25 protein-coding genes are annotated in these 24,654 nt (G+C 71.8%); 13 read left to right on the top strand and 12 right to left on the bottom strand.

Annotated features, from left to right (window positions below; all coding sequences use genetic code 11):
* Positions 1-379 precede the first annotated feature (379 nt).
* Both ABZ404_RS10325 and ABZ404_RS10320 read left to right on the top strand, forming a co-directional pair.
* A complete protein-coding gene (locus tag ABZ404_RS10325) occupies positions 380-2,743 on the top strand; it encodes an Orn/Lys/Arg decarboxylase N-terminal domain-containing protein (RefSeq protein ID WP_358835048.1) in 2,364 nt (787 codons plus the stop codon).
* A 228-nt stretch (positions 2,744-2,971) separates the two neighbouring features.
* Complete coding sequence (locus ABZ404_RS10320; RefSeq protein ID WP_358836454.1) at positions 2,972-3,289, top strand: DUF6204 family protein; 318 nt, start codon at positions 2,972-2,974, stop codon at positions 3,287-3,289.
* Positions 3,290-3,401: 112 nt separating this feature from the next.
* Here ABZ404_RS10320 and ABZ404_RS10315 read toward each other — a convergent pair whose 3' ends face one another.
* The gene (locus ABZ404_RS10315; protein WP_358836453.1) at positions 3,402-4,385 is read right to left on the bottom strand and encodes a LuxR family transcriptional regulator; all 984 of its coding nucleotides are present in this window, start codon (positions 4,383-4,385) and stop codon (positions 3,402-3,404) included.
* A gap of 199 nt (positions 4,386-4,584) precedes the next feature.
* Here ABZ404_RS10315 and ABZ404_RS10310 point away from each other — a divergent pair, with 199 nt between their 5' ends.
* Positions 4,585-5,934 (top strand): aminopeptidase P family protein, encoded by a 1,350-nt coding sequence (locus tag ABZ404_RS10310; RefSeq protein WP_358836455.1) that lies wholly within the window; start codon positions 4,585-4,587, stop codon positions 5,932-5,934.
* A 94-nt stretch (positions 5,935-6,028) separates the two neighbouring features.
* Here ABZ404_RS10310 and thpR read toward each other — a convergent pair whose 3' ends face one another.
* Positions 6,029-6,622, bottom strand: a complete 594-nt coding sequence (gene thpR, locus ABZ404_RS10305; RefSeq protein WP_358836452.1) for an RNA 2',3'-cyclic phosphodiesterase — start codon at positions 6,620-6,622, stop codon at positions 6,029-6,031.
* A 74-nt stretch (positions 6,623-6,696) separates the two neighbouring features.
* A complete protein-coding gene (locus tag ABZ404_RS10300) occupies positions 6,697-7,545 on the bottom strand; it encodes an aldo/keto reductase (protein WP_358836451.1) in 849 nt (282 codons plus the stop codon).
* Positions 7,546-7,897: 352 nt separating this feature from the next.
* Here ABZ404_RS10300 and ABZ404_RS10295 point away from each other — a divergent pair, with 352 nt between their 5' ends.
* Positions 7,898-8,539, top strand: coding sequence for an endonuclease (locus tag ABZ404_RS10295; protein ID WP_358836450.1), 642 nt, complete (start codon positions 7,898-7,900; stop codon positions 8,537-8,539).
* 30 nt (positions 8,540-8,569) lie between these two features.
* Here ABZ404_RS10295 and ABZ404_RS10290 read toward each other — a convergent pair whose 3' ends face one another.
* The 5 genes from ABZ404_RS10290 to ABZ404_RS10270 form a co-directional block, all read right to left on the bottom strand.
* On the bottom strand, positions 8,570-8,935 hold the full coding sequence (locus ABZ404_RS10290) for a DUF4440 domain-containing protein (RefSeq protein ID WP_358836449.1): 366 nt from the start codon (positions 8,933-8,935) through the stop codon (positions 8,570-8,572).
* A gap of 105 nt (positions 8,936-9,040) precedes the next feature.
* Complete coding sequence (gene proP, locus ABZ404_RS10285; protein WP_358836448.1) at positions 9,041-10,549, bottom strand: glycine betaine/L-proline transporter ProP; 1,509 nt, start codon at positions 10,547-10,549, stop codon at positions 9,041-9,043.
* Positions 10,550-10,778: 229 nt separating this feature from the next.
* On the bottom strand, positions 10,779-11,576 hold the full coding sequence (locus ABZ404_RS10280; protein WP_358836447.1) for a SigB/SigF/SigG family RNA polymerase sigma factor: 798 nt from the start codon (positions 11,574-11,576) through the stop codon (positions 10,779-10,781).
* A 519-nt stretch (positions 11,577-12,095) separates the two neighbouring features.
* Entirely contained in the window at positions 12,096-12,542 is a 447-nt protein-coding gene (locus tag ABZ404_RS10275) for a DUF2267 domain-containing protein (protein WP_358836446.1), read from the bottom strand.
* A gap of 243 nt (positions 12,543-12,785) precedes the next feature.
* Complete coding sequence (locus ABZ404_RS10270) at positions 12,786-13,217, bottom strand: Hsp20/alpha crystallin family protein (RefSeq protein WP_358830937.1); 432 nt, start codon at positions 13,215-13,217, stop codon at positions 12,786-12,788.
* A 128-nt stretch (positions 13,218-13,345) separates the two neighbouring features.
* On the opposite strand from ABZ404_RS10270, the gene ABZ404_RS10265 reads away from it, so the two are divergent.
* Positions 13,346-14,029 carry a type III effector protein gene (locus ABZ404_RS10265; RefSeq protein WP_358830936.1) on the top strand — a complete coding sequence of 228 codons (684 nt, stop codon included), beginning with the start codon at positions 13,346-13,348 and terminating at the stop codon, positions 14,027-14,029.
* 65 nt (positions 14,030-14,094) lie between these two features.
* Here ABZ404_RS10265 and ABZ404_RS10260 read toward each other — a convergent pair whose 3' ends face one another.
* Positions 14,095-15,039 carry a LysR family transcriptional regulator gene (locus ABZ404_RS10260; RefSeq protein ID WP_358830935.1) on the bottom strand — a complete coding sequence of 315 codons (945 nt, stop codon included), beginning with the start codon at positions 15,037-15,039 and terminating at the stop codon, positions 14,095-14,097.
* A 136-nt stretch (positions 15,040-15,175) separates the two neighbouring features.
* Between ABZ404_RS10260 and ABZ404_RS10255 the strand changes: the two genes are divergently transcribed.
* From ABZ404_RS10255 to ABZ404_RS10245, 3 genes are all read left to right on the top strand, one after another.
* On the top strand, positions 15,176-16,426 hold the full coding sequence (locus ABZ404_RS10255; protein ID WP_358830934.1) for an MFS transporter: 1,251 nt from the start codon (positions 15,176-15,178) through the stop codon (positions 16,424-16,426).
* Between the two features lie 79 nt (positions 16,427-16,505).
* A complete protein-coding gene (locus tag ABZ404_RS10250; RefSeq protein ID WP_358830933.1) occupies positions 16,506-17,099 on the top strand; it encodes a DUF4291 domain-containing protein in 594 nt (197 codons plus the stop codon).
* Between the two features lie 103 nt (positions 17,100-17,202).
* A complete protein-coding gene (locus ABZ404_RS10245) occupies positions 17,203-17,847 on the top strand; it encodes a LysE family translocator (protein WP_358830932.1) in 645 nt (214 codons plus the stop codon).
* A gap of 46 nt (positions 17,848-17,893) precedes the next feature.
* Here ABZ404_RS10245 and cpt read toward each other — a convergent pair whose 3' ends face one another.
* On the bottom strand, positions 17,894-18,427 hold the full coding sequence (cpt, locus tag ABZ404_RS10240) for a chloramphenicol phosphotransferase CPT (protein ID WP_358830931.1): 534 nt from the start codon (positions 18,425-18,427) through the stop codon (positions 17,894-17,896).
* Positions 18,428-18,570: 143 nt separating this feature from the next.
* Positions 18,571-19,020, bottom strand: a complete 450-nt coding sequence (locus ABZ404_RS10235; protein ID WP_358830930.1) for an SRPBCC family protein — start codon at positions 19,018-19,020, stop codon at positions 18,571-18,573.
* Positions 19,021-19,213: 193 nt separating this feature from the next.
* Here ABZ404_RS10235 and ABZ404_RS10230 point away from each other — a divergent pair, with 193 nt between their 5' ends.
* Positions 19,214-19,594 (top strand): hypothetical protein, encoded by a 381-nt coding sequence (locus ABZ404_RS10230; RefSeq protein ID WP_358830929.1) that lies wholly within the window; start codon positions 19,214-19,216, stop codon positions 19,592-19,594.
* A 144-nt stretch (positions 19,595-19,738) separates the two neighbouring features.
* Here the strand turns inward: ABZ404_RS10230 and ABZ404_RS10225 are convergent, their stop codons facing one another.
* Positions 19,739-20,833, bottom strand: coding sequence for a glutamate--cysteine ligase (locus ABZ404_RS10225; RefSeq protein ID WP_358830928.1), 1,095 nt, complete (start codon positions 20,831-20,833; stop codon positions 19,739-19,741).
* 142 nt (positions 20,834-20,975) lie between these two features.
* Here ABZ404_RS10225 and ABZ404_RS10220 point away from each other — a divergent pair, with 142 nt between their 5' ends.
* The 4 genes from ABZ404_RS10220 (at position 20,976) to ABZ404_RS10205 (ending at position 24,583) form a co-directional block, all read left to right on the top strand.
* On the top strand, positions 20,976-21,305 hold the full coding sequence (locus tag ABZ404_RS10220; protein ID WP_358830927.1) for a DUF6479 family protein: 330 nt from the start codon (positions 20,976-20,978) through the stop codon (positions 21,303-21,305).
* Between the two features lie 174 nt (positions 21,306-21,479).
* Positions 21,480-21,896 (top strand): CBS domain-containing protein, encoded by a 417-nt coding sequence (locus ABZ404_RS10215; RefSeq protein ID WP_358830926.1) that lies wholly within the window; start codon positions 21,480-21,482, stop codon positions 21,894-21,896.
* Positions 21,897-21,944: 48 nt separating this feature from the next.
* Complete coding sequence (locus ABZ404_RS10210) at positions 21,945-22,496, top strand: type 1 glutamine amidotransferase domain-containing protein (protein ID WP_358830925.1); 552 nt, start codon at positions 21,945-21,947, stop codon at positions 22,494-22,496.
* Positions 22,497-22,510: 14 nt separating this feature from the next.
* Positions 22,511-24,583, top strand: a complete 2,073-nt coding sequence (locus ABZ404_RS10205; protein WP_358830941.1) for a catalase — start codon at positions 22,511-22,513, stop codon at positions 24,581-24,583.
* Positions 24,584-24,654 lie beyond the last annotated feature (71 nt).

The following is a 24,654-nucleotide window of genomic DNA, read 5'->3' as shown; positions in this document are numbered from 1 at the left end:
GACGCGGGTCGACGAAGTGGGTGCGGGTATGCACGCCGTGTGCTGCTGCCGGCGGTCACCGGGTCACCGTAACCGGCCGCGACCAGGGCCGACTTGACGCGGTCGCCGCTGAACGGTGATGACCGGGGAGAACGTCGCCGACGCCATCGTCTGGCGCTCGGCCGGCCCACCGGGGTGGAGGTGAACACCGTGGTCATCCGTCCGTCCGGCCAGGTCCACTGAGCGACGGAGGCACCCGGCCGCAGCGCTCCCGGAGCCGGGGCGCCGCCACACCGCCCCGTACCCATATGGGTGGTTTACCGCTTCCGGCGACCGCCTCCCCTTCCCGCGCAGGATGCTTGCCACGTGAGCTGTCCGGTGCGATGTGGGTGGAGATGTCATGGTGAACGGTAGTGTCCTGCTGGCCCTGCGCGAGGATCCTCTCGGCGGGGGGCCGGGGGCGGAGCAACTGCGTCGGATCGGCAAGGAGCTGGAGAACCGCGGCCTGGAAGTGCGCTGGGCGCGGACCGCGGAGGCCGCCTGCGCGGCCCTGCGGACCGAGGCGGGTCTCACCGCCGCCGTGGTGGCGTGGGACCTGCCGTCCGCGAACGGCAAACCCGCCGACACCGACGGCGACGCGCACGGCACCGAAGCGGGCGGCGCGGCTGCCCTGCGCCAGATCTCGCGCCGGTTCAAGGACCTGCCGGTCTTCGTCGTCATGCCCGAGGACTCCGACCACGGTCTGGAGCAACTGCCGCTGTGGGTGGCGGAGACCGTCGTCGGGTACATCTGGCCGCTGGAGGACACCCCCTCCTTCATCGCCGGCCGGGTCGCCCACGCGGCGCACGCCTACGGCGACGCGGTGCTGCCGCCGTTCTTCAAAGCGCTCCGGCGTTTCGACGACGCCCACGAATACTCCTGGCACACCCCCGCCCACTCGGGCGGGGTGGCCTTCCTGAAGTCACCGGTGGGCCGCGCGTTCTTCGACTACTACGGTGAGCGCCTGTTCCGTACCGACCTCTCCATCTCCGTGGGGGAGCTGGGTTCCCTCTTCGAGCACAACGGCCCCATCGGCGAGGCCGAGCGCCACGCCGCCCGCATCTTCGGCGCCGACCGTACGTACTTCGTCCTGCACGGCGACTCCACGGCGGACCGCATGGTCGGCCACTACTGCGTCACCACCGACGAGATCGCCCTGGTGGACCGCAACTGCCACAAGTCGGTGCTGCACGGCCTCGTGATCTCCGGCGCGCGCCCGGTCTACCTCGTGCCGACCCGCAACGGCTACGGCCTCGCCGGCCCCCTCCCCGCGAGCGAGACCGCCGCGGGCGCGGTCGCCGCCCGGATCGCCGCCCACCCGCTGACCCCGGGAGCGGTCTCCTCCGACGCCCAGTACGCGGTGATCACCAACTCCACCTACGACGGGCTGTGTTACGACACCGTGCAGACCGCGCGCGCCCTCGCGCCCAGCACCCCGCGGCTCCACTTCGACGAGGCGTGGTTCGCGTACGCGCGCTTCCACCCGCTCTACGCCCGCCGGTACGGCATGGCCGTCGGCTCGGACACCTTCGAGGGCGGGGACCGGCCCACCGTCTTCTCCACCCAGTCCACCCACAAGCTGCTGGCCGCGCTCTCCCAGTCCGCGATGGTGCATGTGCGTTCGTCGCCCCGTGCCCCGGTCGAGCACGACCGGTTCAACGAGGCGTTCATGATGCACGGGACCACCTCGCCGCTGTACCCCGCGATCGCCTCGCTGGACGTGGCCGCGGCGATGATGGACGGGCCGCAGGGGCAGTGGCTGGTCAACGAGGCGGTCACCGAGGCCATCCGGTTCCGGCAGGCCGTCGTGCGCATCGGGCGCCGTATCGCCGCCGCGGGCGACCGGCCGAGCTGGTTCTTCGGCGTCTGGCAGCCCGAGACCGTGGTGGATCCGGCCACCGGGTCCCGTACGCCGTTCGCCGACGCCTCACCGGCGCTGCTGGCCGGTGAGCCGCGCTGCTGGGAGCTCGACCCCGACGCCGACTGGCACGGCTTCCCCGGTCTGAGCGAGGGCCAGTGCATGCTGGACCCGATCAAGGTCACGCTGACCTGCCCAGGGGTCACCGCGACGGGCCGCAGCGAACCGTGGGGCATCCCCGCGCGCATCCTGACCGCCTACCTCGCCGAGCGCGGCATCGTCGTGGAGAAGACCGACACGTACACCACGCTCGTCCTCTTCTCCATGGGCATCACCAAGGGCAAGTGGGGCACCCTGATGGACGCCCTGATGGACTTCAAGGCGCTGCACGACGCGGAGACCCCGCTGCGGCAGGTGCTGCCCCAGCTCGTCGATGCCTACCCCAAGCGGTACGGGCACGCCACCCTGCGCGGCCTGTGCCAGGAGATGCACGAACACCTCACCCGCGCCGACCTGATCGACGCCCTGGACACCGCCTTCCGTGACCTGCCCCGCCCCGTCGTCCCGCCCCAGCGCTGCTACCAGCAGCTGATCCGCGGCGGCACCGAACGCCTGCCCCTCACCGAGGCCGCGGGCCGGGTGGCCGCCGCCATGGTCACGGTCACCCCGCCCGGCATCCCCGTCCTGATGCCCGGAGAGGCCCTCGGCGCCCCCGACGGCCCGGTCCTGCGCTACCTCGGCGCCCTGGAAGCCTTCGACCGGGCCTTCCCCGGCTTCCACAGCGAGGCCCACGGCGTGGTCATCGACCCGGATACGGGTGACTACCTCATCGAATGCGTACGGGAGGAGAACCGGCCCGGAGAGTGAGGCGTCCGGCCCCGGATTCCCGTCCCGGGACGGGTGGTTCGCAGGCGTGTCGGCCATGCGGTGCGCATGGCCGACCGGGCCGACTCGCCGCGGACGACCCGAGAAGGACCGAGAAGGACCGAGGAGGAGGGGCCCGAGTGGGGGAGTGAGGTGGTTGGTATCGCCATCTCGGGGCATTCCAAGAGGATGCCCCCGGCGACCGCGGGGGCCCGCATGGCAGGAGTTTCCATGACCGACTACGTCATCACCGTGCCGGGTACGTTCGTCCACGGCATCACCGACGACCAGCGTGCCGCGGTGGTGCGCAAGCTGCGTCCGCAGGACCCGTCGAACACCGACTTCGGCGAGAACGAGGAGCTCAGCCTCCTCACCCTCCAGGACGGCAACATGTTCTCCGTCCGGCTGGAAGTGGAGGCCGCCACGCGCGACGAGGCCGAGGCCAAAGCCGTGGACCTGGTCTCCGCCGCCCTGCGCGACACCGGCCTGGCGGAGGACGACGCGCCCCTGGGGCCCGCGGCCGTCACCGGCATCGACCGCGAGTTCTGAGCAGGGGCGGCCGCGCCACGGACTGATGAAGCGTCAAATAGTTTGGTTGTGCGCCCAGTTCGACGCGTACATAACCTGCCGGGCACGCTCCCGTCCCGACCGCTGATCCTCGTCACAGCCATCCCTGCCGCTGTGCCTGCAACGCCAGCTGGAAGCGGTTCGCCGCGCCCAGCCGCGCCATCAGGATCTGGAGCCGGCGGAAGAGGGTGCGGCGGCTGAGGCCCAGTTCGCGGGCGATGACGTCGTCGCCCGCCCCGCCCGCGAGCAGCCACAGCAGCCGGCGGTCGGCCGGGGGCAGACCGCCGGGGCGGGCGGTGCTGCCGTGAAAGGGCAGGGCGTTCTGCCAGGACTGCTCGAACAGGGCGATGAGCGCGGAGAGCAGACCGCACGGCTGGACCACCAGCATGGAGTTGTGCACATCGGCCTCCTTGATCGACAACGACACCAGCGCGTACGCCTCGTCGATGATCACGAGCTTGACCGGAACCGACGGCAGCACCCGCGCCTGCTCACCGGCGTTGACGCACGGCTCGATGGCCTCCTTCAGATGCCCCGGGTACTCCAGCGACGCCCGCGAGTACACGACGCGCTGCGTCACCCCGCGCGCGAGCGTGGCCAGCGCGTCGTCGGTGGCGCCCGACAGGGGGAAGTACGGCGGTGACTCGAACTGGCGGATCTGCTCGCGGGCGCTCGCCCAGGCCTGGCGCATCCGGGGGCCGACGGCGTCACCGGTGACGACCTCGACGAGGTGGTCGTTGTACGCGGCGAGCCGCTGGCGCCGGAACGACTCGAAGGCGCCGCCGACGGCGATGCGCGACTCCTCGACCTCCGCAGCCCGGTGCCGGGCCAGGATCTCCAGGCCGGCGGCGGGCGGAACCGGCGCCACCACGTCCCCGCCCTCCTCGGCGGCGCTGGCCAGACCGGCGTCGACCAGCTCGCCGTACGCCGCGGTGAGGTCCGCGCCCTCCAATCCCGCCGCCGCCGCGATCGCGCTCAGCGGTGCCGGGGCCAGTTCCAGCAGGGCCAGATAGACCCGGGCCGCCGAGGAGCCGATGCCCAGGCGCCGCAGGGCCTCGCCGAGTTTCGCGTGCGTCATGGGCCTCATTATCTGCACCGCCGCTCCTTCGGCGTGGCCGATCCGTGCCAGTGGCACTCCTCGGCGCCCGGCCCGCGCGGCGCGGAGTACCGTCCGCGCAGAACGCACCCCAAGCTCCCTCCAGAGGAAGGTGTACGCCGTGGCGAAAGGCCGGAAGAACGGTCTCTACTCAGGGATCTCCGAGGAACTGTCCGCGCTGATGCGGACGGGGTGGGCGGACACCGAGCGACGCGACCTGCGGCCCGACGAGCAGGTCCCCTACGCGGCCGCCCGCCGCGCCGCGCTCTCCGCGCGCTTCCCGGGCGAGCGCCTGGTGATCCCCTCGGGGAACCTCAAGGCCCGCTCCAACGACGACAGTTACCCGTTCCGCCCGTACTCCGGTTACGTCCACATGACCGGCGACCAGGCCCGCGACGGCGCGCTCGTCCTGGAACCCCGGGCGGACGGCGGCCACGACGCCTACTGCTTCCAGCTTCCCCGGGACAGCAGGGACGACAACGAGTTCTGGACCGGCTCCACCGCGGAGCTGTGGATGGGCAGGCGCCGCTCGCTGGCCGAGTCCGAGGTCGTCCTCGGACTGCCGTGCCGTGACGTGCGCACGGCAGCCGACGACCTCGCCGCCTCAAGCGCGCCGACCCGGATCGTGCGCGGGATCGACCCGGCCCTGGAAGCGGCCGTCGCCACCGACGAGGAGCGCGACGACGAGCTGGAGGAGGCGCTCAGCGATCTGCGCCTGGTCAAGGACGACTGGGAGGTGGGCGAGCTGCGCAAGGCCGTCGACTCCACCATGCGCGGCTTCACCGATGCCATCGGTGAGCTCTCCCGGGCGATCGCGTCGTCCGAGCGGTGGATCGAGGGCACGTTCTTCCGCCGCGCGCGCCTGGAGGGCAACTCCGTCGGCTACGGCACGATCTGCGCCGCCGGTGAGCACGCCACGATCATGCACTGGACCGACAACGACGGTCCCGTCCGCCCCGGGGAGCTTCTCCTGCTCGACGCCGGGGTGGAGACGCACACCCTCTACACCGCCGACGTCACCCGCACGCTCCCCATCAGCGGCACCTTCACGCCGCTTCAGCGCAAGGTGTACGACGCGGTGTACGAGGCACAGGAGGCCGGGATGGCGGCCGTCAAGCCCGGCGCCGCGTACCGCGACTTCCACGAGGCGTCCCAGCGCCACCTGGCGGCCCGGCTCGTCGAGTGGGGCTTCATCGAGGGCCCGGCGGAGCGCGCCTACGCACTCGGCCTCCAGCGCCGCTTCACCATGGCCGGGACCGGCCACATGCTCGGTCTTGACGTCCACGACTGCGCGCAGGCCCGGAACGAGGAGTACGTCGACGGCGTCCTGGAGCCGGGCATGGTGCTCACCGTCGAGCCGGGCCTGTACTTCCAGCCGGACGACCTGACCGTCCCGGAGGAGTGGCGCGGTATCGGCGTCCGCATCGAGGACGACCTCCTCGTCACGGCCGACGGCCACGAGAACCTCTCGGCGGGGCTGCCGCGGTCGGCGGACGAGGTCGAGGAGTGGATGGCCCGCCTCGCGGGCTGAGACCCCCACCGGGAATCGCCGCCCGCTCCTACAGGCACACAGGTACACCGGCACACCGGCCCCCGCCCGTGGGCGGCGGCGGCGGGCCGGGACGTCAGGACGGACCCGCGCCGAACCGCCACGCCGCGATGTCCCGGTAGTGGATCGGCCCCGGGCCGCGGCCGACGTTGCTGGCGACCAGGTGCAGGCGTTCCGCCTCCCAGGTCCGGCCCGTGAAGCCGGCGAGCGAGGCGGCCAGCTCCACCACGCTGGAGGTGTCGTCACGGCGTGCGCGGGCCAGTGTCAGATGGGGGCGCGGGGGCCGGTCCTCGAAGGCCACACCGCACGCCCTGATCACGTCGCGGACCTCCTTGGTAAGCAGGCGCAGCCCTTCGAGGTCCCCCTCGATCCCGCTCCACAGCACCCGCTCGTCGAAGTGCCCGCCGCCGCGCAGCGCGAGTCCCAGGGGCCGGCTCGCCGCCGCCAGAGCGGCGAGCGGCGGCTGGAGGAGCGGGACGGTCGCCACTGGGAGCTCGCCGAGGAACGCCAGGGTGATGTGCCAGTCCTCGATACGGTTCCACCGCAGACGGGGGTACGCGGCGTAGGCGGGCGCCAGTTCGCGCGCCAGCTCCTCCTTGGCGTCGTCGGGCGGGGCGAGCGCTATGAAGACGCGGACGGTCGCGGGCAGGGACTGGGACTGTTCGTTCACGCATGACTTCGTACACCATCGGCCGCGGGAACGGAGAACAGGCTCCGCCGTCCCTGTGTGGTGCGGCCCGCCGGTCAGTCGTCGAGGGTGCTGTTGCCGAGGCGGCCGACCATCACCGGGTCGCGGTGGTCGAAGAAGAGCGAGGCCCCGGTGTCCAGGGCGGCGATCGCGGCCATCTGGTCGGCCGTGAGCTGGAAGTCGAAGACGTCGAAGTTCTCCGCCATGCGCTCGGCGCGGACCGACTTGGGGATGACCACGACCTCCCGCTGGATGAGCCAGCGCAGGACGACCTGGGCCACGGACTTGCCGTGCGCGGTGGCGATCCCGACGAGTACGGGGTGGGTGAACAGGTTGTTGCGGCCTTCGGCGAACGGTCCCCACGACTCGATCTGGACCCGGCGCCGGCGCATCAGCTCCTGATCGGCGGTGCGCTGGTGGAAGGGGTGGGTCTCGACCTGGTTGACCGCCGGTGTGATCTCGTTGTGGTCGATGAGGTCCACGAGCCGGTCGGGGTAGAAGTTGGACACGCCGATGGCCCGGACGAGCCCCTCGTGGTGCAGGCTCTCCATGGCCCGCCAGGAGCCGTAGACGTCGCCGTAGGGCTGGTGGATCAGATACAGATCGAGGTGGTCCAGGCCGAGCTTGCGCAGCGAGGTCTCGAAGGCGCGCCTGGCCCTGTCCTCACCGGCGTCGGAGACCCACAGCTTGGTGGTGACGAACAGGTCCTCGCGCGGGATGCCACTGCTCCTGATGGCCCGCCCCACGGCCTGCTCGTTGCAGTAGGCGGCGGCGGTGTCGAGCGAACGGTAACCGGCGGCGAGGGCGTCGGTGACGGCCTGTTCGGTCTCCTCGGCCGGGATCTGGTAGACGCCGAAGCCGAGGATCGGCATCTCGACACCGTTGTTCAAGGTGACGGTCTGCATGGGGCGGGTCCTTCCGTACACAGGGCCTGGGGCACGCGCTGACGCTGTCCAGCCTGCCCCCTGGTACCGGCGACAGGCGGAGCGAAGCGCGGGGCGGCGAGCCGGATGGACCGTTCGGCGGGGACCCGGCGGGCGCCCGGGGGCGTCCGGGGACGGCTTGGCGCCCGCTTCCCCGAGCTGCTGCCTGTCACGCGTGTGATGGTTGGGGGAGAGGGGTACTCGGGCGGCTGACCGACGAAGAACCGGAGAATCCTGGGAGCGCCCGCCCCCCACCGCGAGGGCCTCGTACCCCGCCCGGATCAGACCCGACCTGACCTGGCCCCGTGGTCCCCACTGCGGCGGAAGGAGCACCATGGCACCGCGCGTCACGGCCGAGCGCCTGTTGCGGGAGTACGGAAGGACCCACGCGGAAGAAGCGGGCATCCACCTGCGGGACACGCCGTCCCCGCTGTACCAGCTGCTGACTCTGTGCGTGCTGTTCTCCGTCCGTATCAAGGCCGACATCGCGGTCGCCGCGGCCCGTGAGCTGTTCGGGGCCGGGATGCGTACGCCCCAGGCGATGCTCGCGGCCTCCTGGCAGGACCGCGTGGACGCGCTCGGCCGCGCGCACTACCGCCGCTACGACGAGAGCACGGCCACCGCCCTCGGCGCCGGAGCCGAGCTCCTGATGGACCGGTACGGCGGAGACCTGCGACGGCTGCGCGAGAAGGCCGACGGCGATCCCGGCCGGGTGCGCGAGCTGCTGCGCGAGGTCCCCCGGATCGGGCCGGTCGGGGCCGACATCTTCTGCCGCGAGGCCCAGGGCGTGTGGCCCGAGCTGCGCCCCGCGTTCGACGACCGGGCGCGGCACGCCGCCGGCGAGCTGGGTCTGCCCGGGACGCCCGAGGGGCTTGCGGAGCTCGTCACCGCGGAGGACCTGCCCAAGCTGGCGGCCGCGCTGGTACGGGTGGAGCTGTCCAAGGGGGCGATCGACGCCCTGCGCGAGACGGGGTGAATGTTTCCTCGGAGCCGTCCCGCCCGGGGCTCAGCCGACCGGCGTGCCTTGGTGGAAGTACAGGCGCCACCCTGACTCCGTCAGGCGCCACAGCGAACTCCGCCGGGCCCGGCTGCCCGCGTGCTCGGTGGCGTACGTCAGATGGACCACGCCCGGGGCGAGGACGACGCCGGACATCTCCGCTACGTGGACCGGCGCATCGTCGGACACCGTGCCGTCGCCCGTCGCCGCCAGGATCGAACTCCTGTCCCAGCGGCGTCCGGATGCCCCGATCTCGGTGAACTCCGGATCGAGAAGCTCCAGCACCCGCTCCTCGCAGGCCCGCACCTCCGGGTCGAGGAGCCGCAGCTCCCCGTCCACGGCCGCCCGCACGTCCTGCTCACGCTCGTCCCTCATGCGGAAACCCTAGGTACCGCGTGGACCACGGTCCAGCCGGTTCTTCACGCGATCGGCGTCGCCCAACCCGGGATTCGGCAGGACAGGTCGCCCGCGCGCCCCGAGTCAGTCGCGGCGGTTCCCCGGTGGCCGGGCCCAGGGGTGGCGGAGGCGGATCCAGATGTCGCGGGCCTGGCGGCCCGCCGCCGTGCGGCTGTGGGCGATGACGCGGTGTGCCTCGTCGGGGGTCTCGACCATCGGGCCGGAGCCGCGCAGTGGCTTGCCCGCCGTCTCGTGCAGGAACAGCGTGGAGACGAGGCCGATGACCCCGGCCACCATCAGGTAGTACGCCGGTACCAGGTCGTTGCCCGTCACTTCCACCAGCGCGGAGGCGAACAGCGGCGTCGTGCCGCCGAAGAGCGACACCGAGATGTTGAAGGCGATGGACAGGGCTCCGTACCGCAGCCGGGTGGGGAACAGGGCCGGCAGGGTGGAGGCGGCCGTGCCCGCGAAGCAGACGAGCAGCAGGCCCAGGATCGCGCAGCCCAGGGCCGGAAACAGGATGCCGCCCTCCCGGATGAGCAGGAACGCCGGTACGGCCAGCACGATGAGGGCGACACTGCCCGCGAGGAACACCGGCCTGCGGCCCCAGCGGTCCGAGGTGTGGCCCACGGTCGTGATGGTGAGGACCACCAGCAGCATGGTGCACAGCACCAGCAACTGCGCCGTGGTGTCGTCCTGGCCCAGGGCGACGGTCATGTACGTGGGGAGGTAGGAGGTCACCATGTAGTTGGTGACGTTGTACAGCAGGACGAGACCCATGCAGATGAGCACCGCGTGCCAGTGCCGGGTGAAGATCTCCTTGAGGGTTCCCTTCGCCGTCGGAGAAGCCTCCTCGGCGGTGGGGTTCGCGCTCTCCGCGGCGGCGTAGGCGGCCTCCTTCTTGAAGGCCGGGGTCTCCTCCAGCTTCATCCGCATGTACAGGCCGATGAGGCCGAGCGGTCCGGCGACGAAGAAGGGGATCCGCCACCCCCAGTCCTCCAGCCCATCGGTGCCGAGCACTGCGGTGAGGACCGTGACCAGGCCGGAACCCAGGGCGTAACCGACGAAGGTGCCGAAGTCGAGCCAGCTGCCGAGGAAGCCCCGGCGCCGGTCGGGCGCGTACTCCGCGATGTAGGTGGTGGCTCCCGCGTACTCGCCGCCCGTCGAGAAGCCCTGGACGAGCCGGCAGAGGAGGAGCAGCAGGGGAGCGGCGACACCGACCGCCGCGTAGGTGGGGAGGAAGCCGACGGCGAAGGTGCTCGCCGCCATCATGATCATCGTCGCGGCGAGCACCTTCTGGCGGCCGATGCGGTCGCCGAGCGGGCCGAACACCAGGCCGCCGAGCGGGCGGACCAGGAAGGCGGCGGCGAAGGTGGCGAAGGTCGAGACGACCTGGACGCCCGGTGAGCTCGCCGGGAAGAAGACCTTGCCCATGGTGCCGGCCAGATAGGCGTAGACGCCGAAGTCGAACCACTCCATGGTGTTGCCGAGGGCCGCCGCCGTCACCGCGCGGCGCACCTGGGGCCGGTCGGCGACCATCACGTCGGCGGTGCTCAACGAGCGCTTGCGACGCCGGAGCAGCGTACGGAGCATCTGGTCGGTCCGCGCACGGCCCCGGCCTGGTCCGGGCGGACGACGGGTAGGTCCTGGCATGGGGAGAGGCCTCTCTGCCGGGGCGCGGCGCGACGCCGGTGCCCCCTCATTCTTCGAGGCAACAGGACCCTTGGGCATGTCTACTGGTCTCTCCGGGTGAATCGGGTACGGGTATGGATACGCGTATGGGTGCCCCTGCGGCAGGGCGCGGCAAAAGCCGCCGCGGGTATCAGGCGGCGTGTTCCGCGAGCGCCTCGCGGCGGACGCGGGTGCAGGTGCGGTTGAGGAGCCGGGAGACGTGCATCTGGGAGATACCGAGCTCAGCGGCTATCTGGCTCTGGGTCATGTCGCTGAAGAACCGCATGTAGAGGATCTGCGACTCCCGCTCGGGCAGTGCGCGCAACGCGGGCTTGACCGCCTCCCGGTCGAGGACGGTGTCGAAGCCGGGCTCGGTCGTCCCCAGGGTGTCGGCCAGCGACAGCCCTTCACCGGCGCCGCTCCCGGGTCCTGACTCGGCCTCCAGGGAGAGGCTCTTGAAGGAGTCCAGGGCTTCCAGCCCGTCCCGGACGTCGTCCTCGTCGAGGCCGCAGTGCGCGGCCAGCTCGGCGATGGTGGGCTCACCGGGGTGCGCGGCCTGGAGCTGCCGGCGGGCCGCGCGGACCTTGTTGCGCGCCTCCTGCACGCGGCGGGGGACGTGGACGGCCCACAGGGAGTCGCGGAAGTGACGCTTGAGTTCGCCGTTGATGGTTGGGATCGCGTACGCCTCGAACGCGCCGCGCGCCACCTCGTACCGGTCGATGGCCTTCACCAGCCCCATGGCCGCGACCTGGTACAGGTCCTCCAACTCGGCGCCCCGGTTGCGGTACTTTGCCGCCAGGCGCTGGGCCATCGGCATCCACTGCGCCACCAGGTCCTCGCGCAGCGCGTCGTGTTCCGGTCCCCCGTCGAGGGAGTTGAGCCGGGCGAAGGCGTCATGGGTGTCAGGGGCGTCGTCGTGGTTCCGCTTGCGAGCGAGGCTGTGGGGCATGGCTCGGGCTCCTGCACGTCGGGGGTGTGGGTGACGCCGCCGAACCCCATGTGGCCAGGGCGCGTCCGGAGTTGACGACCCCGGAACACACGCGTCCAGCGGGCGTGCCTCCGGTCCGAAGCACGACTCGCGCCTGCCCCGCTCCCCGGTGCGAAAACGTCTGCGTCCGGCCCGGCCGCGTACCGGCCCCCGAACGGGCCGGACCGCACCAGGAGCCTAAGCAGGGCGCGCGTTGGGGGCGAGGCGGGTGACCCATTCGGCGGACACCGGTACGGGCGGGGCGGGCCGGGGGTGCGAGTCGGCTGGGGCCCGCACAGGCCGGGGCCCGCACAGGCCGGGGCATGCACAGGCGGGGCACGCACGGCCGTGGGGCGCGGGAGCGTGGCAGCAGCGCAACGGCCGGAGCCGCGGGGTGGGGGTGGTGCGGCTCCGGCCGGATCTCGACGGTCAGGGGAATATGCGAGGTGAGGGTGCGGAGGGGGCGCGGGCCATGCGGAGGAGGGCGGCGCCCCGCCCGGTCTATGCGGCCTGGGTCAGCTCGGCGCGGCCGAACAGGAGCGCGTACCCGGCCGGGAGTTGGTTCAGGATGCGGGTGAGGAGTTCGGGGCCGGCCAGGGAGGCGATCGCGGACAGGACCGAGCCGGTGTCCCAGCGGGTGGTGGCGAGGGGCGCGCCCGCGCGGCCTGCCAGGTCCTTGACCAGCGCCCAGCCGCTGAGCGGCTGCACGTCGGGCACCTGCTCGGTGAGGATGCACGCGGCCTCGTGGGGCAGCCGGGCGGCCAGCTCGACGCGTTCCTCACCGGTCAGTTGGCGTCCCAGCCCCGACACGACCAGCCGTACGGCTTGCTCGGCCCGCTCCCGGGTCGGATACGCGCCTTCGTAGCGGACCTTCTCCAGCAGCTGCTCGTAGGTCATCGCCCGTGCGGGCCGAGGTGCTGTCTGCAGGTCGGAGATCACTGCGGTCATTGCCTTTCTGTCGCCGAGGACGTGAGGGGGGAGGGGGCGAGGGACCGGGGGAGGGGGCCCGGCGGGCCGGGGCGGCGCGCCGGGCGGGGGGGAAGGGGGGCGGACCGGGGGTCGGGGGCGGTCCGCCCTCCGTATCGTCCGGCCTGGCCTGGCCTGGTCCGGCCTGGTTTGGCTTGGCCTGGTCCGGCCCGGCCTCATCCGGTCTGGCCCCGGTCGAGCCTGGTACGGCCTGGCCGGACCGGCTCAGGCGCGGATCTCCTTGCGGGACGACTCCCCGCCGACGGTGATCTTCCGGGGTTTGGCGCGCTCGGCGATCGGGATGCGCAGGGTCAGCACGCCGGCTTCGTAGTCCGCCTTGATGCGTTCGGTGTCGAGCGTGTCGGCGAGGACGAGCTGACGGGAGAAGGCGCCCATCGGCCGCTCCGACAGCTCCGTCTGCACGCCGTCGGCCTTGGCGACGGGGCGGCGCTCGGCCTTGACGGTCAGCATGTTCCGCTCGACGTCGATGTCGATCGCCTCCGCGTTGACGCCAGGGAGATCGAAGGCCACCACGTACTCGTCGCCCTCGCGGTAGGCGTCCATCGCCATCGCGGACGGCCGGGACCAGTTGCCCGGGGTGATCAGCTGCTGGGCCAGCCGGTCGAGCTCACGGAAGGGGTCGGTGCGCATCAACATCGTGAAACACCTCCAGAAGGTTCGGGCAGTACCTGCCAATGCGCCTCACGCAAAACGTTGTACCATGTCATCCAATGGATGACAAACACGGTGTCGTCGACAGGACGACAGCAGGGAAGGAGGCCCCCATGGCAGGCGCACAGCAGCCGTCCTCTCCGAGTGACGAGGCCCGGAGTCCGGCCTCGTTCCTCGCCGCCGCGGCGGCCCTGGAGACCATCGACAACGCGCTGCGCGCGGCCCGGGACGAGGGGCCCGGCGGCACGTCCGCCATCGGCGGCGACGGCCCAGAACAGGCGCTGGCGTCCCTGCTGTTGCTGCGTCAGGTCCGTGAGCAGCTCGCCGGCTGGGAGACCGGCCTGATCGAGACCGCCCGCGAGGCCGGCGCCAGCTGGGCCGACCTCGCCCACCCCCTCGGCGTCGCCAGCCGCCAGGCCGCCGAGCGCCGCTATCTGCGCAACCGGCCCGGCCTCGCCGGAAGCACCGGTGAGCAGCGCGTCCAGGCCACCCGCGAACAGCGCGCCGCCGAGCGCACGGTCGCCGCCTGGGCCCGCCACAACGCCGCCGACCTGCGGCGTCTCGCCGGGCAGATCACCGCGCTCACCGACCTCCCGGCCGCGGCCCGGATACCGCTCCGCCGACTCGACGCGGCCCTCGGCCAGGAGGACCCGGCCGACCTCATCCATCCCCTGACCGCCACCCGGCCCTACCTGGCAGGGCCCCACCCCGACCTGGCCGCCCGGCTCGACGCCCTCCCGAAGGCGGATACGGGCAACGGCGCGGGGACGGGGAGGGGCACGGGAACAACCGGCTGATCCAGCAGAGCGGGCCGGGCGCCCGGCACCGTCATGCCATCCGTACCGTCATTTCGTCCGTCACGTCATCCGTCTGTCCCGTGCTGGGCCCAGCCGGGCGCCCACGTACCGGTGGGGGAGTGGCCGGCCCGCCGGGTGCGGAGGTCGGCGCGGAGCGCGGCGAGGGTGGGGTGCGTGTTGTCCCGGTGCCAGTTCAGTGAGTGGGGGTACACCGGGACCGGATCCCGTAGGGCGATGCGGCGCAGACCGTGGTCCGCGGGCCACACCAGATGGGTCCGCTCGCCGACGAAGGTCGCCAGGGACCGGGAGTCGGCGATGGTGTCCAGCAGGGGCTCGGTACCGAAGTCCGGCCCGGTGATCTCGATGGTGAGGGCGAACGCGGCGGCCAGGGCGTCGTAGTAGGCGCCCCACTCGGTGCCGGGAACGAGGCCGGGCATCCAGATCCGGTGCCCGGTGAGTTCGGCCGGGGTGACCGCGCGCGCGGAGGCGAGTGCGTGGGCCGGGCCGGTGAGCAGGTGGATCGGCTCGTCGAAGACCCGCGCGGCCTCGATGTCCTCGGGGAGGCGGCGGCCGGGCATGGTGACGGCGCGGAAGGACGCGTCGATCGTGCCGGAGCGGACGGCGTCCACGGCCGCGTCCACGTCGAAGAGCGTCACGACGTCGAGCTCGGCCCCGGGATGCACCCGGCGGAAGTCACGCAGCAGGGAGGCCGGGGCGAGCCGCCGCCCGATCACGTCGACGCGCAGCGCACGGCTGCCGGGCCGGACGGAGGCCAGAGCCCGCTCCTCGGCCCGCAGGAGGTCGCGGGCGTGGGGCAGGAAGGCCTGCCCGTCGATGGTGAGCGTGGCGCCCCGCGCGCCGCGCGTGAACAAGCGGACACCGAGGCTCTTCTCCAGCGTGGCGATCCGTTTCGAGACGGCCTGCTGGGTGACCGACAGCGCCGCGGCGGCGTCCTGGAAGCGCCCTCTGTCGGCAACCGTCACGAAGGTGCGCACAGCGTCGAGGTCCACGCCCGCGATCGTAGGGGGACAACCATCGGTTGTGCGGCCGGGGCTGTACGGTTGTTTGCTTTCGACGTCCGCTCCTCGCTTTGATGCCGGAGGTCGGCGCGGGGTTGTACGGATCGGGCGAGGGGCGTGGCGCGGCATGCGGGGTGGACGGGCGCTGGGGCGGCGCTTCGGATGGTTGTGGGCGGCGTTCGCGGTCAGCGCGTACGGCTCGGGGCTCGGCTTCGGCGCGTTCCCCCTGATCGCGGTCGTCGTGCTGCACTGCGGGCCGCTCCAGGTGGCGGCGCTGGCCGCGGCCGGGCGGGCGGTGGGCGCCCTGGTCGCGGTTCCGCTGGGGCCGTGGATGGAGTTCCGCCGCAAGCGGCCGGTGATGGTGGCGATGGACCTGATCCGGTTCGCGGTCCTGATGAGCGTCCCCCTGGCGTTCGCGCTCGGCCGGCTCACCTTCGTCCAGCTCCTGGTCGTCTCCGTTGTGACCGCCGCCGCCGACATCGCCTTCAGAGCGGCCTCCGGCGCGTACCTCAAGTCGCTCGTACCACCGGAGGACCTGCTCGTCGCGAACAGCCGCTTCGAGTCCACGACGTGGACCGCGACCACGGTCGGCCCCCCGCTCGGCGGCGCCGCGATCGGACTGCTCGGCCCGGTGACGACCGTGATCGCGGACGCGGTCAGCTACCTGCTCTCGGCCCTGGGCATCCGCGCCATCGGCGGGACCGAACCGCCCCCGCCACGGGCCGCCGCACCACGGCTGCGCGCGGGCGACCTCCTCGAAGGGTGGCGCCACATCCTGAGCCACCCCACCCTGCGCCCGCTGTTCCTCAACACCCTCGCGGTCAACGGCCTGATCATGGTCACCGAGCCGCTGATGGCCGTCCTCCTGCTGGACCGTCTCGGCTACGCGCCCTGGCAGTACGGGCTCGTGTTCGCGTCCCCGTGCATCGGCGGCCTGATCGGCTCCCGCCTCGCCCGCCCCCTCGCGGCCCGCTACGGGCAGCACAGGGTGATGCTCACGGCCGGGGTGCTGCGCGCGTGCTGGCCCGTCGGGCTGGCCTTCGTCGGCCCCGGCGCGCCCGGAATCGTCCTGATCATCACCGTCCAGCTGGGCCTGGTGACGTGCTGCGGCCTGTTCAACCCGCTGCTGGCCACCTACCGCCTCGAACACACCGACCCCGACAAGCTGGCCCGCACGCTGGCCGCGTGGTCGATCAGCAGCAGCGCGGCGATCGCGGCGCTGACCGCCGCGTGGGGCCTGCTGGCGGCGACCACCAGCCCCCGCACGGCGATCGCGGCGGCGGGGGTCCTGCTGCTGGCCACTCCGCTGCTGCTGCCGCGGCGGAAGGGGACGGTGGAGCGGCAGGGGGAGGGGGAGCAGACGGTGAGCGTCACCTGACGCCGCCCCGTCTCCCATCGCCCTGGGCCGCATCGAAATTCGATGGCGTACGGGAAGCGGTGTCTCCACTCTACTGATCATGGACGAACCGAAGCACCAGATCCGGGCCCAGTACACGGACTCCACCATCACCGTCTACCAGGCGTACGCCCCCGGGATCGGCCTGCCCGCGGCCCGGGAGGGCCGGTTCCCGGAGGCGTGGCAACGGGACCGGATGACCTGGATCAAGCCTTCGTTCCTATGGATGATGTACCGCTGCGGATGGGGCACCAAGGAAGGCCAGGAGACCGTCCTGGCCGTGGAGATCACCCGGCAGGGCTTCGCGTGGGCCCTGGCACACGCCTGCCTCTCCCACTACGTGCAGGACCTGCACGCCGACCACGCCGAGTGGAAGCGCCGGCTGAAGCAGGCTCCGGCACGGGTGCAGTGGGACCCCGAACGCGACCTGCGCCTCCAGCCCCTGGCCCACCGCTCGCTCCAGCTCGGCCTCTCCGGCGAGGCGGCACACCTCTACGCCGACGAGTGGATCGTGTCCATCAAGGACGTGACCCCGCTGGCCCGGACGATCCACAGCCACGTACGGGACGGAGCTCTGGAAACCGCCCGCCACCTCCTGCCCCCGGAGCGGCCCTACCCCACCGCCGAAGGACTCCTGGCGCACCTGGGCGGGTGAAGTGGTCGGGCCGTGACGGAATCGGTGCGTGGACGCGTCTGGAGCGAAGGAGCGGCTCCCTGCTTGGATGGCCTGCGGGGGACAGCACAGGAGGGACGGATACATGGTGTCCATGGAGAGCGTGCTCGCGTTCGCGGCCATGTCGTTGCTGGTGATCGTGATTCCGGGGCCGAGCGTGATGTTCGTGATCGGCCGAGCCCTCGCACACGGCCGCAGGGTCGCGCTCGCGACCGTCCTCGGCAACCTGCTCGGCTCGTATCTCCTGGTCATCGCGGTCGCCTGGGGACTGGGCGCGCTGGTGGAGCGTTCGACCACGGTCTTCGTGGGGGTGAAGCTGGCGGGGGCCGTGTACCTCGTCTACCTCGGCGTACAGGCCCTCCGGCACCGCAAGGAGATGCGGGCGGCGGACATGGCGGCGCCCGCGCAGGAGCGGCGCGGCGATCTGCGTACCGTCCTGGACGGTATTTTCGTGGGCGTCACCAACCCCAAGGGTGTGGTCTTCTTCGCGGCCGTACTGCCGCAGTTCGTGGATCACTCGGCGGGCCGGGTTCCCGTACAGATGATGGTGCTGGGACTGGTTCCGGTCGCCATCGGCATGATCACGGACACCCTGTGGGGCCTGGGCGCGTCGGCGGCGCGTTCCTGGTTCGCGCGGTCGGAGCGACGGCTGTCGATGGTGGGCGGTGCGGGCGGGCTCGCGATGATCGGGCTGGGGGTGACCGTCGCCGCTACGGGGCGTGCCGACTAGCCGAGTGGCGCGGCCGGGCAGGGCTGGAGGTCGGTTCTGTCCGCGATCAGGCCACGTGGGTGGCGATCGTTCGCGCACACACCAGGGACTCGGTGTGTGTGGTGTCCACCTCCAGGTCGTACGTGACGCCTTCGTGCACCGCCGTCGCCTGTGCCGCGGCCATCCCCCGTACGCGGTCTCCGCGGGCCAGCTCGCGGCCCGTGGCCACGGCGGCGTCGCACCTGACGCCCACCCACAGCGCCGGCAGTCCGCCGAGGGCCTTCCGCCACCGCTGCTGGGAGTCGGCGCCGCCGAGGAACACGTCGTCGATGATCACTCGGGCGCTCGCGCGGACCATGGTCGCGACGCCCTCGCGCCAGGCCGCCTCCAGCGCCAGGAAGTCCGCCCCGACACTCACCCCGCCGTCCGCGCCGATCGTGATCCCTTCGTCCGAGCTCTGCGTCCTCGCGGGCAGGGCGTCGACGAACGAGTCGCAGCCGAACGCCAGCCACGGATCGGGGAGTACGGCCTGGAGGCACCGTACGATCCCGGTCTTCCCCGCGCTGGAACCGCCGTTGAGAATGATCATGCGAGTCGTCATCGCGCCACCGTACGGGTCTGCCCTCACCGCGCGAAAAGCATGTCCGGCGGTGGTGCCACCGCAACGTGCCCGACCCCCTGCTGTCCGGATCCGGCACAGCAGGGGGTCGGGCACGTGTCCCGGGAGCGGATCCCGGGGCTGTCTCAGACCTGTCCGCGCCACGCGCCGGTCTCGGCGCCGCGGGACTCGATGAACTCCTTGAACCGCTTCAGGTCACCGGTCACCTGGCGCTTCACGAAACCGAGCTTGTCGCCGACCGTCTCGGCCAGGCCCTCGGGGTCGTACTCCATCTGAAGCATCACCTTGGTGGTGTTGTCGTCGATGCGGTGGAACGTCACCACACCCGCCTGGCGGACATCGCCGCCGACGGTGGTCCAGGCCACGCGCTCGTCCGGGATCTGCTCGGTGATCTCGGCGTCGAACTCCCGCTTCACGCCGTCCACGCTCGTCACCCAGTGGGTGAGGGTGGAGGTGCGCTGCTCGATGCGCTCGACGCCGTCCATGAACTGGGGGAAGGACTCGAACTGGGTCCACTGGTCATACGCGGTGCGAACCGGGACGGCCACCTCGACGGACTGCTCTACCTGCGACATGCACTGCCTCCTGCGTCTCTGGTGGGTATCGGGGTCTTCTGCGGACAGCGGGTACCCCGCTCCCACGCGATCACTCGGCCGGGACGCGAGACGGCGCGAAGAGAGTGACACCGCGCCGGTTTCACCGTTGCCCTACGGGTACCTGCGGGACGTCGACCCTGGTGACCGATCAGGAGGGACGGAGGGACAGATCATGGAACCCACCCTCGGTACCGAGGCGCCGTCGGCGCAGCACGTGCACGTCGTGCTGGGCGGCTGCTCGGCCGACGACGCCGAAGCGGTCCTCGCGAGCCTGCACCGGTGGTACGCCTCCGAGCGGGGAGTCACCGCCCCTTCGACGCGTGACATCTCCGCGCATCCGACGGTGTGGACCGCGATGGTCGACACCTCCCACCGCTCCGGCGAGGTGGAACCGGTGACGCTGGGGGAGAGCGTCACCGTGAACATGCAGGGCGGGCCCGGGGCCGTCGGCCGGCTGCGTGACACCTTCGCGCAGGCCTTCGCGGTGAGCGACGACGGTACGGCCTCGGGCGACCCGGAAGTGGATGTGCAGCTCCATCTTCGCAGCCGATGATCGGCTTTCGAGTCGGTCGATGATCGGCTTTCGACTCGGTGTCCGGCTCGGTTTCCGGCGGCGTCCGATCGGCTTCCGACCCGGCTTCCGCATCGGTTGCCCGTTCTTTCACCGCGAACCCCCCCCCGCCGCCGGACCATGGCCTCAGGCCAGCAGGCTCTGGCTGGTGATCAGCTCCCGTACCGCGGGCATCCCGCCCTCGGCGAAGGCCCTCTGCTGCCGGTCCGCCCCGGTTCCCTCGCGCAGCAGCCGGTGGAGCAGGGCGTCCACCTCACGGGTGTCGCCCAGCGCCTCCAGCGCCGGGCCGATGTGCTTCATGAGCATGCACAGGACATCACCGCACCTGCGCAACTGCCCGTCGGGCGTGACCAGCTTGCCGGTCAGGCCGTCCCGGGCGGCGCGCCACGTGGCCGCCTGCAACAGCTCGCCCGGGCACTCCGGAACCGGCACCCCCTCCTTCTGCTCACGGATCGCCGTGGCCACCAGGGCTCGTACGATGGCGGCGAGCAGCACCGCGTCGTCCGCCCGCAACTGCACGTCCAGGCACCGCACTTCCACGGTCGGGTAGTTCTCGCTGAGGCGGGCGTGCCAGTACAGCTGGCCCCGGTCCATGACGGCCCCGGCCGCCTTCAGCGCCTGTGCGCGGCTCTCGTAGTCGTCGAGGTCCGCGAAGCGCGGCGGCGGCCCGCTGACCGGCCAGCGGCTGAAGACGAGGGTGCGCCAGCTGGCGAATCCGGTCTCGTGGCCGTCCCACAGCGGGGAGTTGACCGACAGGGCGAGCAGGGTGGGCAGCCAGACGCGGATGCGGTTGAGGACCGCGACACCCACCTCGCGGTCCGGAACCCCCACATGCACGTGCATGCCGTTGATCAGCTGTTCGTCGACCAGTTGTCCCGCGTTGAGGTGCATGGCCCGGTAGCGCGGGCGCTCGGTGACGGGCACGGGAGTCGCTCCCACGGCGGGGGCCGCCCCGACCGCGGCGAGCCGGCAGTCGAGGCCCTCGGCGGCGGACCCGAGCGCGTGCCGCAGCCGCAGCAGATGGCCGCCGAGCTCCTCCAGCGCCTGGCAGACCGGCGTGGCGACCTCCACCTGGGCCTGGAGCAGCTCGGGCTGGACCTCGTCCTCGTCGACGGCGGGCCCCAGTCCGGCGGCTGCCCGTACGCCTTCGGAGCGCGCGACCGGCAGCCCGGTGGTGGGATGCACCAGGAGATACTCTTCTTCGACCCCAAACGTGAGCATGGCCTGCGGGTACCCGCCCGGCGCTGTGTGAACCGTATTCACTCGGCGCGCTGTGCGAGGTGCGGAGGAGCGCATCGGGGACTCAGCGGCGGCGAATTCACCCACCACCGTTTCGGGCACGGCTGCCGGGTATCCGCCAGTCATGACTTTGCGCAACACAGAACTGGCCGCGTCACGGGACCTGGCGGTCGGCGTGGCTCCCTTCGTCGTCGGTGTGCTCCTCGTGGCGCTGCTCATCGCCCTGGTGTGGCGTGGGCAGCGCAAGCGGCGGGCCCGGGTGCCGCGTCCGGAGGAGCAGCCCCGGCTCCCCGAGTCCGGGCCGGTGGGCGAGATCGTCGAGCAGCGCGAGCCGGACGCCGTACCGCAGGACGGCGAGCGGCTGAAGCCGCACGGACTGCACGGCTACGGGAACTCCGGTACGCGCACGGCGGGCACCCAGCAGGAATCGCCGACCGGCGATCGCGATCGCTGACCGGCGCGGCAGGGTCGTCGCCGCGTGCGACGGGCGGCCGTCCGGCCGCGCCGGAGCGGGCTCTTTTCCGCCGATCGACGACCTGGCCCGTTCGGCGCGTTATCCGGTGGGCGGTCCGGGGCACCCGGCGGCCGACAGACCGACGCGCCGCACACGGAAGTGAGGAGCAGGCACATGACCACCGCACGCGACATCATGACGCCCGGCGCCCAGTGCGCCTCGGCGACGGAGTCCGTCCTGGAAGCGGCCGTCAAGCTCACCGAGCTCGGCGTGGGCGCGCTGCCCATCTGCGGCAGCGACAACCGTCTGAAGGGCGTCATCACGGACCGTGACATCGTCGTCAAGGTGCTGGGCGCCGGCAAGGACCCGGCCGCGACGACGGCCGGTGACCTCGCCCAGGGCGAGGCCGTCACCATCGGCGCCGACGACGACGTGGACGAGATCTTCCGGACGATGAGGACCCACCAGGTCCGGCGGCTGCCCGTCATCGACGGCCACACCCTGGTCGGCATGGTCGCCTTGGCCGACGTGGCCCGCTCGCTGCCGTCGCCGGAGGTCGGGGACCTCCTGGAAGCGCTGTCGACCGGTTGACGGTCCGGGGCACGGACAGGCACACGCACACGAAAGGACCGAGTACACATGCGGATCGCATTCCTCGTCGCGCCCGAGGGCGTGGAACAGAAAGAGCTGACCGAGCCGTGGCAGGCGGTGCGCGCCGCGGGTGGTGAACCCGTGCTGGTCTCCACCGAGAAGGGGGAGATCCAGGCGTTCAACCACCTCGACAAGGGGGATACGTTCCCGGTCGACGAGGTCGTCGGTGAGGCGGACGCGGCACGGTTTGACGGCCTCGTCCTTCCCGGCGGCGTCGCCAACCCCGACTTCCTGCGGCTCGACGAGAAGGCCGTGGCGTTCGCCAAGGCGTTCTTCGACCTGGGCAAGCCGGTCGCGGCGATCTGCCACGCGCCCTGGACGCTGGTGGAGGCCGATGTGGTGCGCGGACGGGTCCTGACGTCCTGGCCGAGTCTGCGTACGGACATCCGCAACGCCGGCGGTGAGTGGGTCGACGAAGAGGTGAAGATCTGCGACCACGGGTCGAACGTCCTGATCACCAGCCGCAAGCCCGACGACCTGCCCGCCTTCTGCAAGGCACTGACAGCGGAGTTCGACAAGGCCGGGAGGACCGTTCGGTGACCGACCCCAAGCGGATGCAGCGTGACGCCTTCCGGGCGCACGACCCGGCATCGGGCCCGCTCACCACCGACCAGGGAGTCGTCGTGGACCACACCGACGACTCCCTGCGGGTGGGTGAACGCGGACCCACCCTGCTGGAGGACTTCCACTTCCGCGAGAAGCTCACCCACTTCGACCACGAGCGCATTCCGGAGCGCGTGGTGCACGCGCGCGGCGCGGGTGCCTACGGGTACTTCCAGCCGTACGAGTCCTGCGCGGACTTCACCCAGGCCGCGTTCCTCCAGGACCCCGACGTCAAGACACCGGTGTTCGTCCGGTTCTCGACCGTGCAGGGGCCGCGCGGATCGGCCGACACCGTACGGGACATCCGCGGATTCGCCACGAAGTTCTATACCTCGCAGGGCAATTACGACCTGGTGGGCAACAACGTTCCGGTCTTCTTCATCCAGGACGGCATCAAGTTCCCCGACTTCGTGCACGCGCTGAAGCCCGAACCGCACAACGAGATACCCACCGGCGCCTCCGCCCACGACACCCTGTGGGACTTCGTGTCGCTCCAGCCGGAGACGCTGCACGCCATCATGTGGCTGATGTCGGACCGGGCCATCCCGCGCAGCTACCGGATGATGCAGGGCTTCGGGGTGCACACCTTCCGCTTCGTCGACGCGAACGGGAAGGGCACCTTCGCCAAGCTCCACTGGAAGCCGAAGCTCGGCGTCCACTCGCTGGTGTGGGACGAGGCCCAGGAGTGCCAGGGCCGCGACCCGGACTTCAACCGCCGCGACCTGTGGCAGGCGATCGAGGCGGGCGCCTTCCCCGAGTGGGAGCTGGGCGTCCAACTCGTGCCGGAGGAGGACGAGTTCGCCTTCGACTTCGATCTGCTGGACGCCACGAAGCTGATTCCCGAGGAGCTGGTGCCCGTCCGCCCCATCGGCCGGATGGTCCTCGACCGCAACCCGGAGAACTTCTTCGCCGAGACCGAGCAGGTCGCCTTCCACACGGCCAACGTGGTGCCCGGTATCGACTTCACCAACGACCCGCTGCTCCAGGCCCGGAACTTCTCCTACCTGGACACCCAGCTGCTGCGCCTGGGCGGCCCCAACTTCTCCCAGCTGCCGGTGAACCAGCCGCTCGCGCCCGTACGCACCAACCATCGCGACGGCCCGCACCAGGGCGTGGTCCACTCCGGCGCCACCAGCTACACCCCCAACTCGCTCGGCGGGGGCTGCCCCGCGGTCGCGGGGGGCAACGCGGACGCCTACCGGCACCACGCCGAACGCGTGGACGGGGAGAAGATCCGCCGCCGCAGCGCCAGTTTCCAGGACCACTACAGCCAGGCCGCGCTGTTCTGGAACAGCATGAGCGATTGGGAGAAGCAGCACATCGTCGAGGCCTTCCGCTTCGAGCTGGGCAAGGTCGAGGCGATGAGCGTCCGTGCCCGCACCGTCGAGGTGCTGGCCTCGGTGGACGGGACGCTGGCCCGGGAGGTGGCCGAGGGCATCGGTGTCCCCGCCCCCAGCCAGGGCACGGACCGGTACAAGGGGAGTTCCCCCGCGCTCAGTCTGGAGTCGCTGCGCGGCCCGGGTTCCCTCAGCACCCGCCGGATCGCACTGCTGGTGGCGGACGGGCTGGAGACGGAACACCTCGCGCCGATCCGTGAGGCACTGACGTCGCGGGGCGCGATCGTGGAGGCCATCGCCCCGCACGACGGGAAGATCACCGGCCTGGACGGCAGTGGCTATGTCGTCGACCGGGCCCTGCCGACCGTCGCCTCGGTGCTCTACGACGCGGTCCTGCTGCCGGACGGCCCGCCCGGCGACTCCCCGTTGCTCACCGAGGAGGCCGCCGTCCGCTTCGTCCGGGACGCCTACCGCCACGGCAAGCCGATCGGCGCCCTCGGCTCGGCGGTCGCCCTCCTGGACCGCCTGGGCATCTCCATCGACAAGGGCCAGGGCGTCGCCGCCGACCACGGTGTGGTCACCGATCCCACGGCCCGGCCTTCCTCCGGCGGCGAGGAGTTCGCCGAAAAGTTCACCGAGGCCGTCGCCGCACACCGCCACTGGGACCGGCCGGCCCTGCTGCGCTGACCCAGCGGGTCCAGCGGTTCTGTTCGGAGAGCGGAAGGCCCCCCACGGCACTGCCGAGGGGGGCTTTCCGC

This window comes from Streptomyces sp. NPDC005878 (genome assembly GCF_040629815.1).
GTDB lineage: Bacteria > Actinomycetota > Actinomycetes > Streptomycetales > Streptomycetaceae > Streptomyces.
Note: the sequence above shows the minus strand (reverse complement) of the source record. Positions and strands in the feature narration are given on the sequence as shown.

What these genes read in the sequence shown, in the direction of transcription:
- ABZ404_RS10325 (WP_358835048.1), top strand. Translation starts at nt 380, where the DNA reads ATGGTGAACGGTAGTGTCCTGCTGGCCCTGCGCGAGGATCCTCTCGGC.
- ABZ404_RS10320 (WP_358836454.1), top strand. Translation starts at nt 2,972, where the DNA reads ATGACCGACTACGTCATCACCGTGCCGGGTACGTTCGTCCACGGCATC.
- ABZ404_RS10315 (WP_358836453.1), bottom strand. Translation starts at nt 4,385, where the DNA reads ATGACGCACGCGAAACTCGGCGAGGCCCTGCGGCGCCTGGGCATCGGC.
- ABZ404_RS10310 (WP_358836455.1), top strand. Translation starts at nt 4,585, where the DNA reads ATGCGGACGGGGTGGGCGGACACCGAGCGACGCGACCTGCGGCCCGAC.
- ABZ404_RS10300 (WP_358836451.1), bottom strand. Translation starts at nt 7,545, where the DNA reads ATGCAGACCGTCACCTTGAACAACGGTGTCGAGATGCCGATCCTCGGC.
- ABZ404_RS10295 (WP_358836450.1), top strand. Translation starts at nt 7,898, where the DNA reads ATGGCACCGCGCGTCACGGCCGAGCGCCTGTTGCGGGAGTACGGAAGG.
- ABZ404_RS10290 (WP_358836449.1), bottom strand. Translation starts at nt 8,935, where the DNA reads ATGAGGGACGAGCGTGAGCAGGACGTGCGGGCGGCCGTGGACGGGGAG.
- proP (WP_358836448.1), bottom strand. Translation starts at nt 10,549, where the DNA reads ATGCTCCGTACGCTGCTCCGGCGTCGCAAGCGCTCGTTGAGCACCGCC.
- ABZ404_RS10280 (WP_358836447.1), bottom strand. Translation starts at nt 11,576, where the DNA reads ATGCCCCACAGCCTCGCTCGCAAGCGGAACCACGACGACGCCCCTGAC.
- ABZ404_RS10275 (WP_358836446.1), bottom strand. Translation starts at nt 12,542, where the DNA reads ATGACCGCAGTGATCTCCGACCTGCAGACAGCACCTCGGCCCGCACGG.
- ABZ404_RS10270 (WP_358830937.1), bottom strand. Translation starts at nt 13,217, where the DNA reads ATGTTGATGCGCACCGACCCCTTCCGTGAGCTCGACCGGCTGGCCCAG.
- ABZ404_RS10265 (WP_358830936.1), top strand. Translation starts at nt 13,346, where the DNA reads ATGGCAGGCGCACAGCAGCCGTCCTCTCCGAGTGACGAGGCCCGGAGT.
- ABZ404_RS10255 (WP_358830934.1), top strand. Translation starts at nt 15,176, where the DNA reads ATGCGGGGTGGACGGGCGCTGGGGCGGCGCTTCGGATGGTTGTGGGCG.
- ABZ404_RS10250 (WP_358830933.1), top strand. Translation starts at nt 16,506, where the DNA reads ATGGACGAACCGAAGCACCAGATCCGGGCCCAGTACACGGACTCCACC.
- ABZ404_RS10245 (WP_358830932.1), top strand. Translation starts at nt 17,203, where the DNA reads ATGGTGTCCATGGAGAGCGTGCTCGCGTTCGCGGCCATGTCGTTGCTG.
- cpt (WP_358830931.1), bottom strand. Translation starts at nt 18,427, where the DNA reads ATGACGACTCGCATGATCATTCTCAACGGCGGTTCCAGCGCGGGGAAG.
- ABZ404_RS10235 (WP_358830930.1), bottom strand. Translation starts at nt 19,020, where the DNA reads ATGTCGCAGGTAGAGCAGTCCGTCGAGGTGGCCGTCCCGGTTCGCACC.
- ABZ404_RS10230 (WP_358830929.1), top strand. Translation starts at nt 19,214, where the DNA reads ATGGAACCCACCCTCGGTACCGAGGCGCCGTCGGCGCAGCACGTGCAC.
- ABZ404_RS10225 (WP_358830928.1), bottom strand. Translation starts at nt 20,833, where the DNA reads ATGCTCACGTTTGGGGTCGAAGAAGAGTATCTCCTGGTGCATCCCACC.
- ABZ404_RS10220 (WP_358830927.1), top strand. Translation starts at nt 20,976, where the DNA reads ATGACTTTGCGCAACACAGAACTGGCCGCGTCACGGGACCTGGCGGTC.
- ABZ404_RS10215 (WP_358830926.1), top strand. Translation starts at nt 21,480, where the DNA reads ATGACCACCGCACGCGACATCATGACGCCCGGCGCCCAGTGCGCCTCG.
- ABZ404_RS10210 (WP_358830925.1), top strand. Translation starts at nt 21,945, where the DNA reads ATGCGGATCGCATTCCTCGTCGCGCCCGAGGGCGTGGAACAGAAAGAG.
- ABZ404_RS10205 (WP_358830941.1), top strand. Translation starts at nt 22,511, where the DNA reads ATGCAGCGTGACGCCTTCCGGGCGCACGACCCGGCATCGGGCCCGCTC.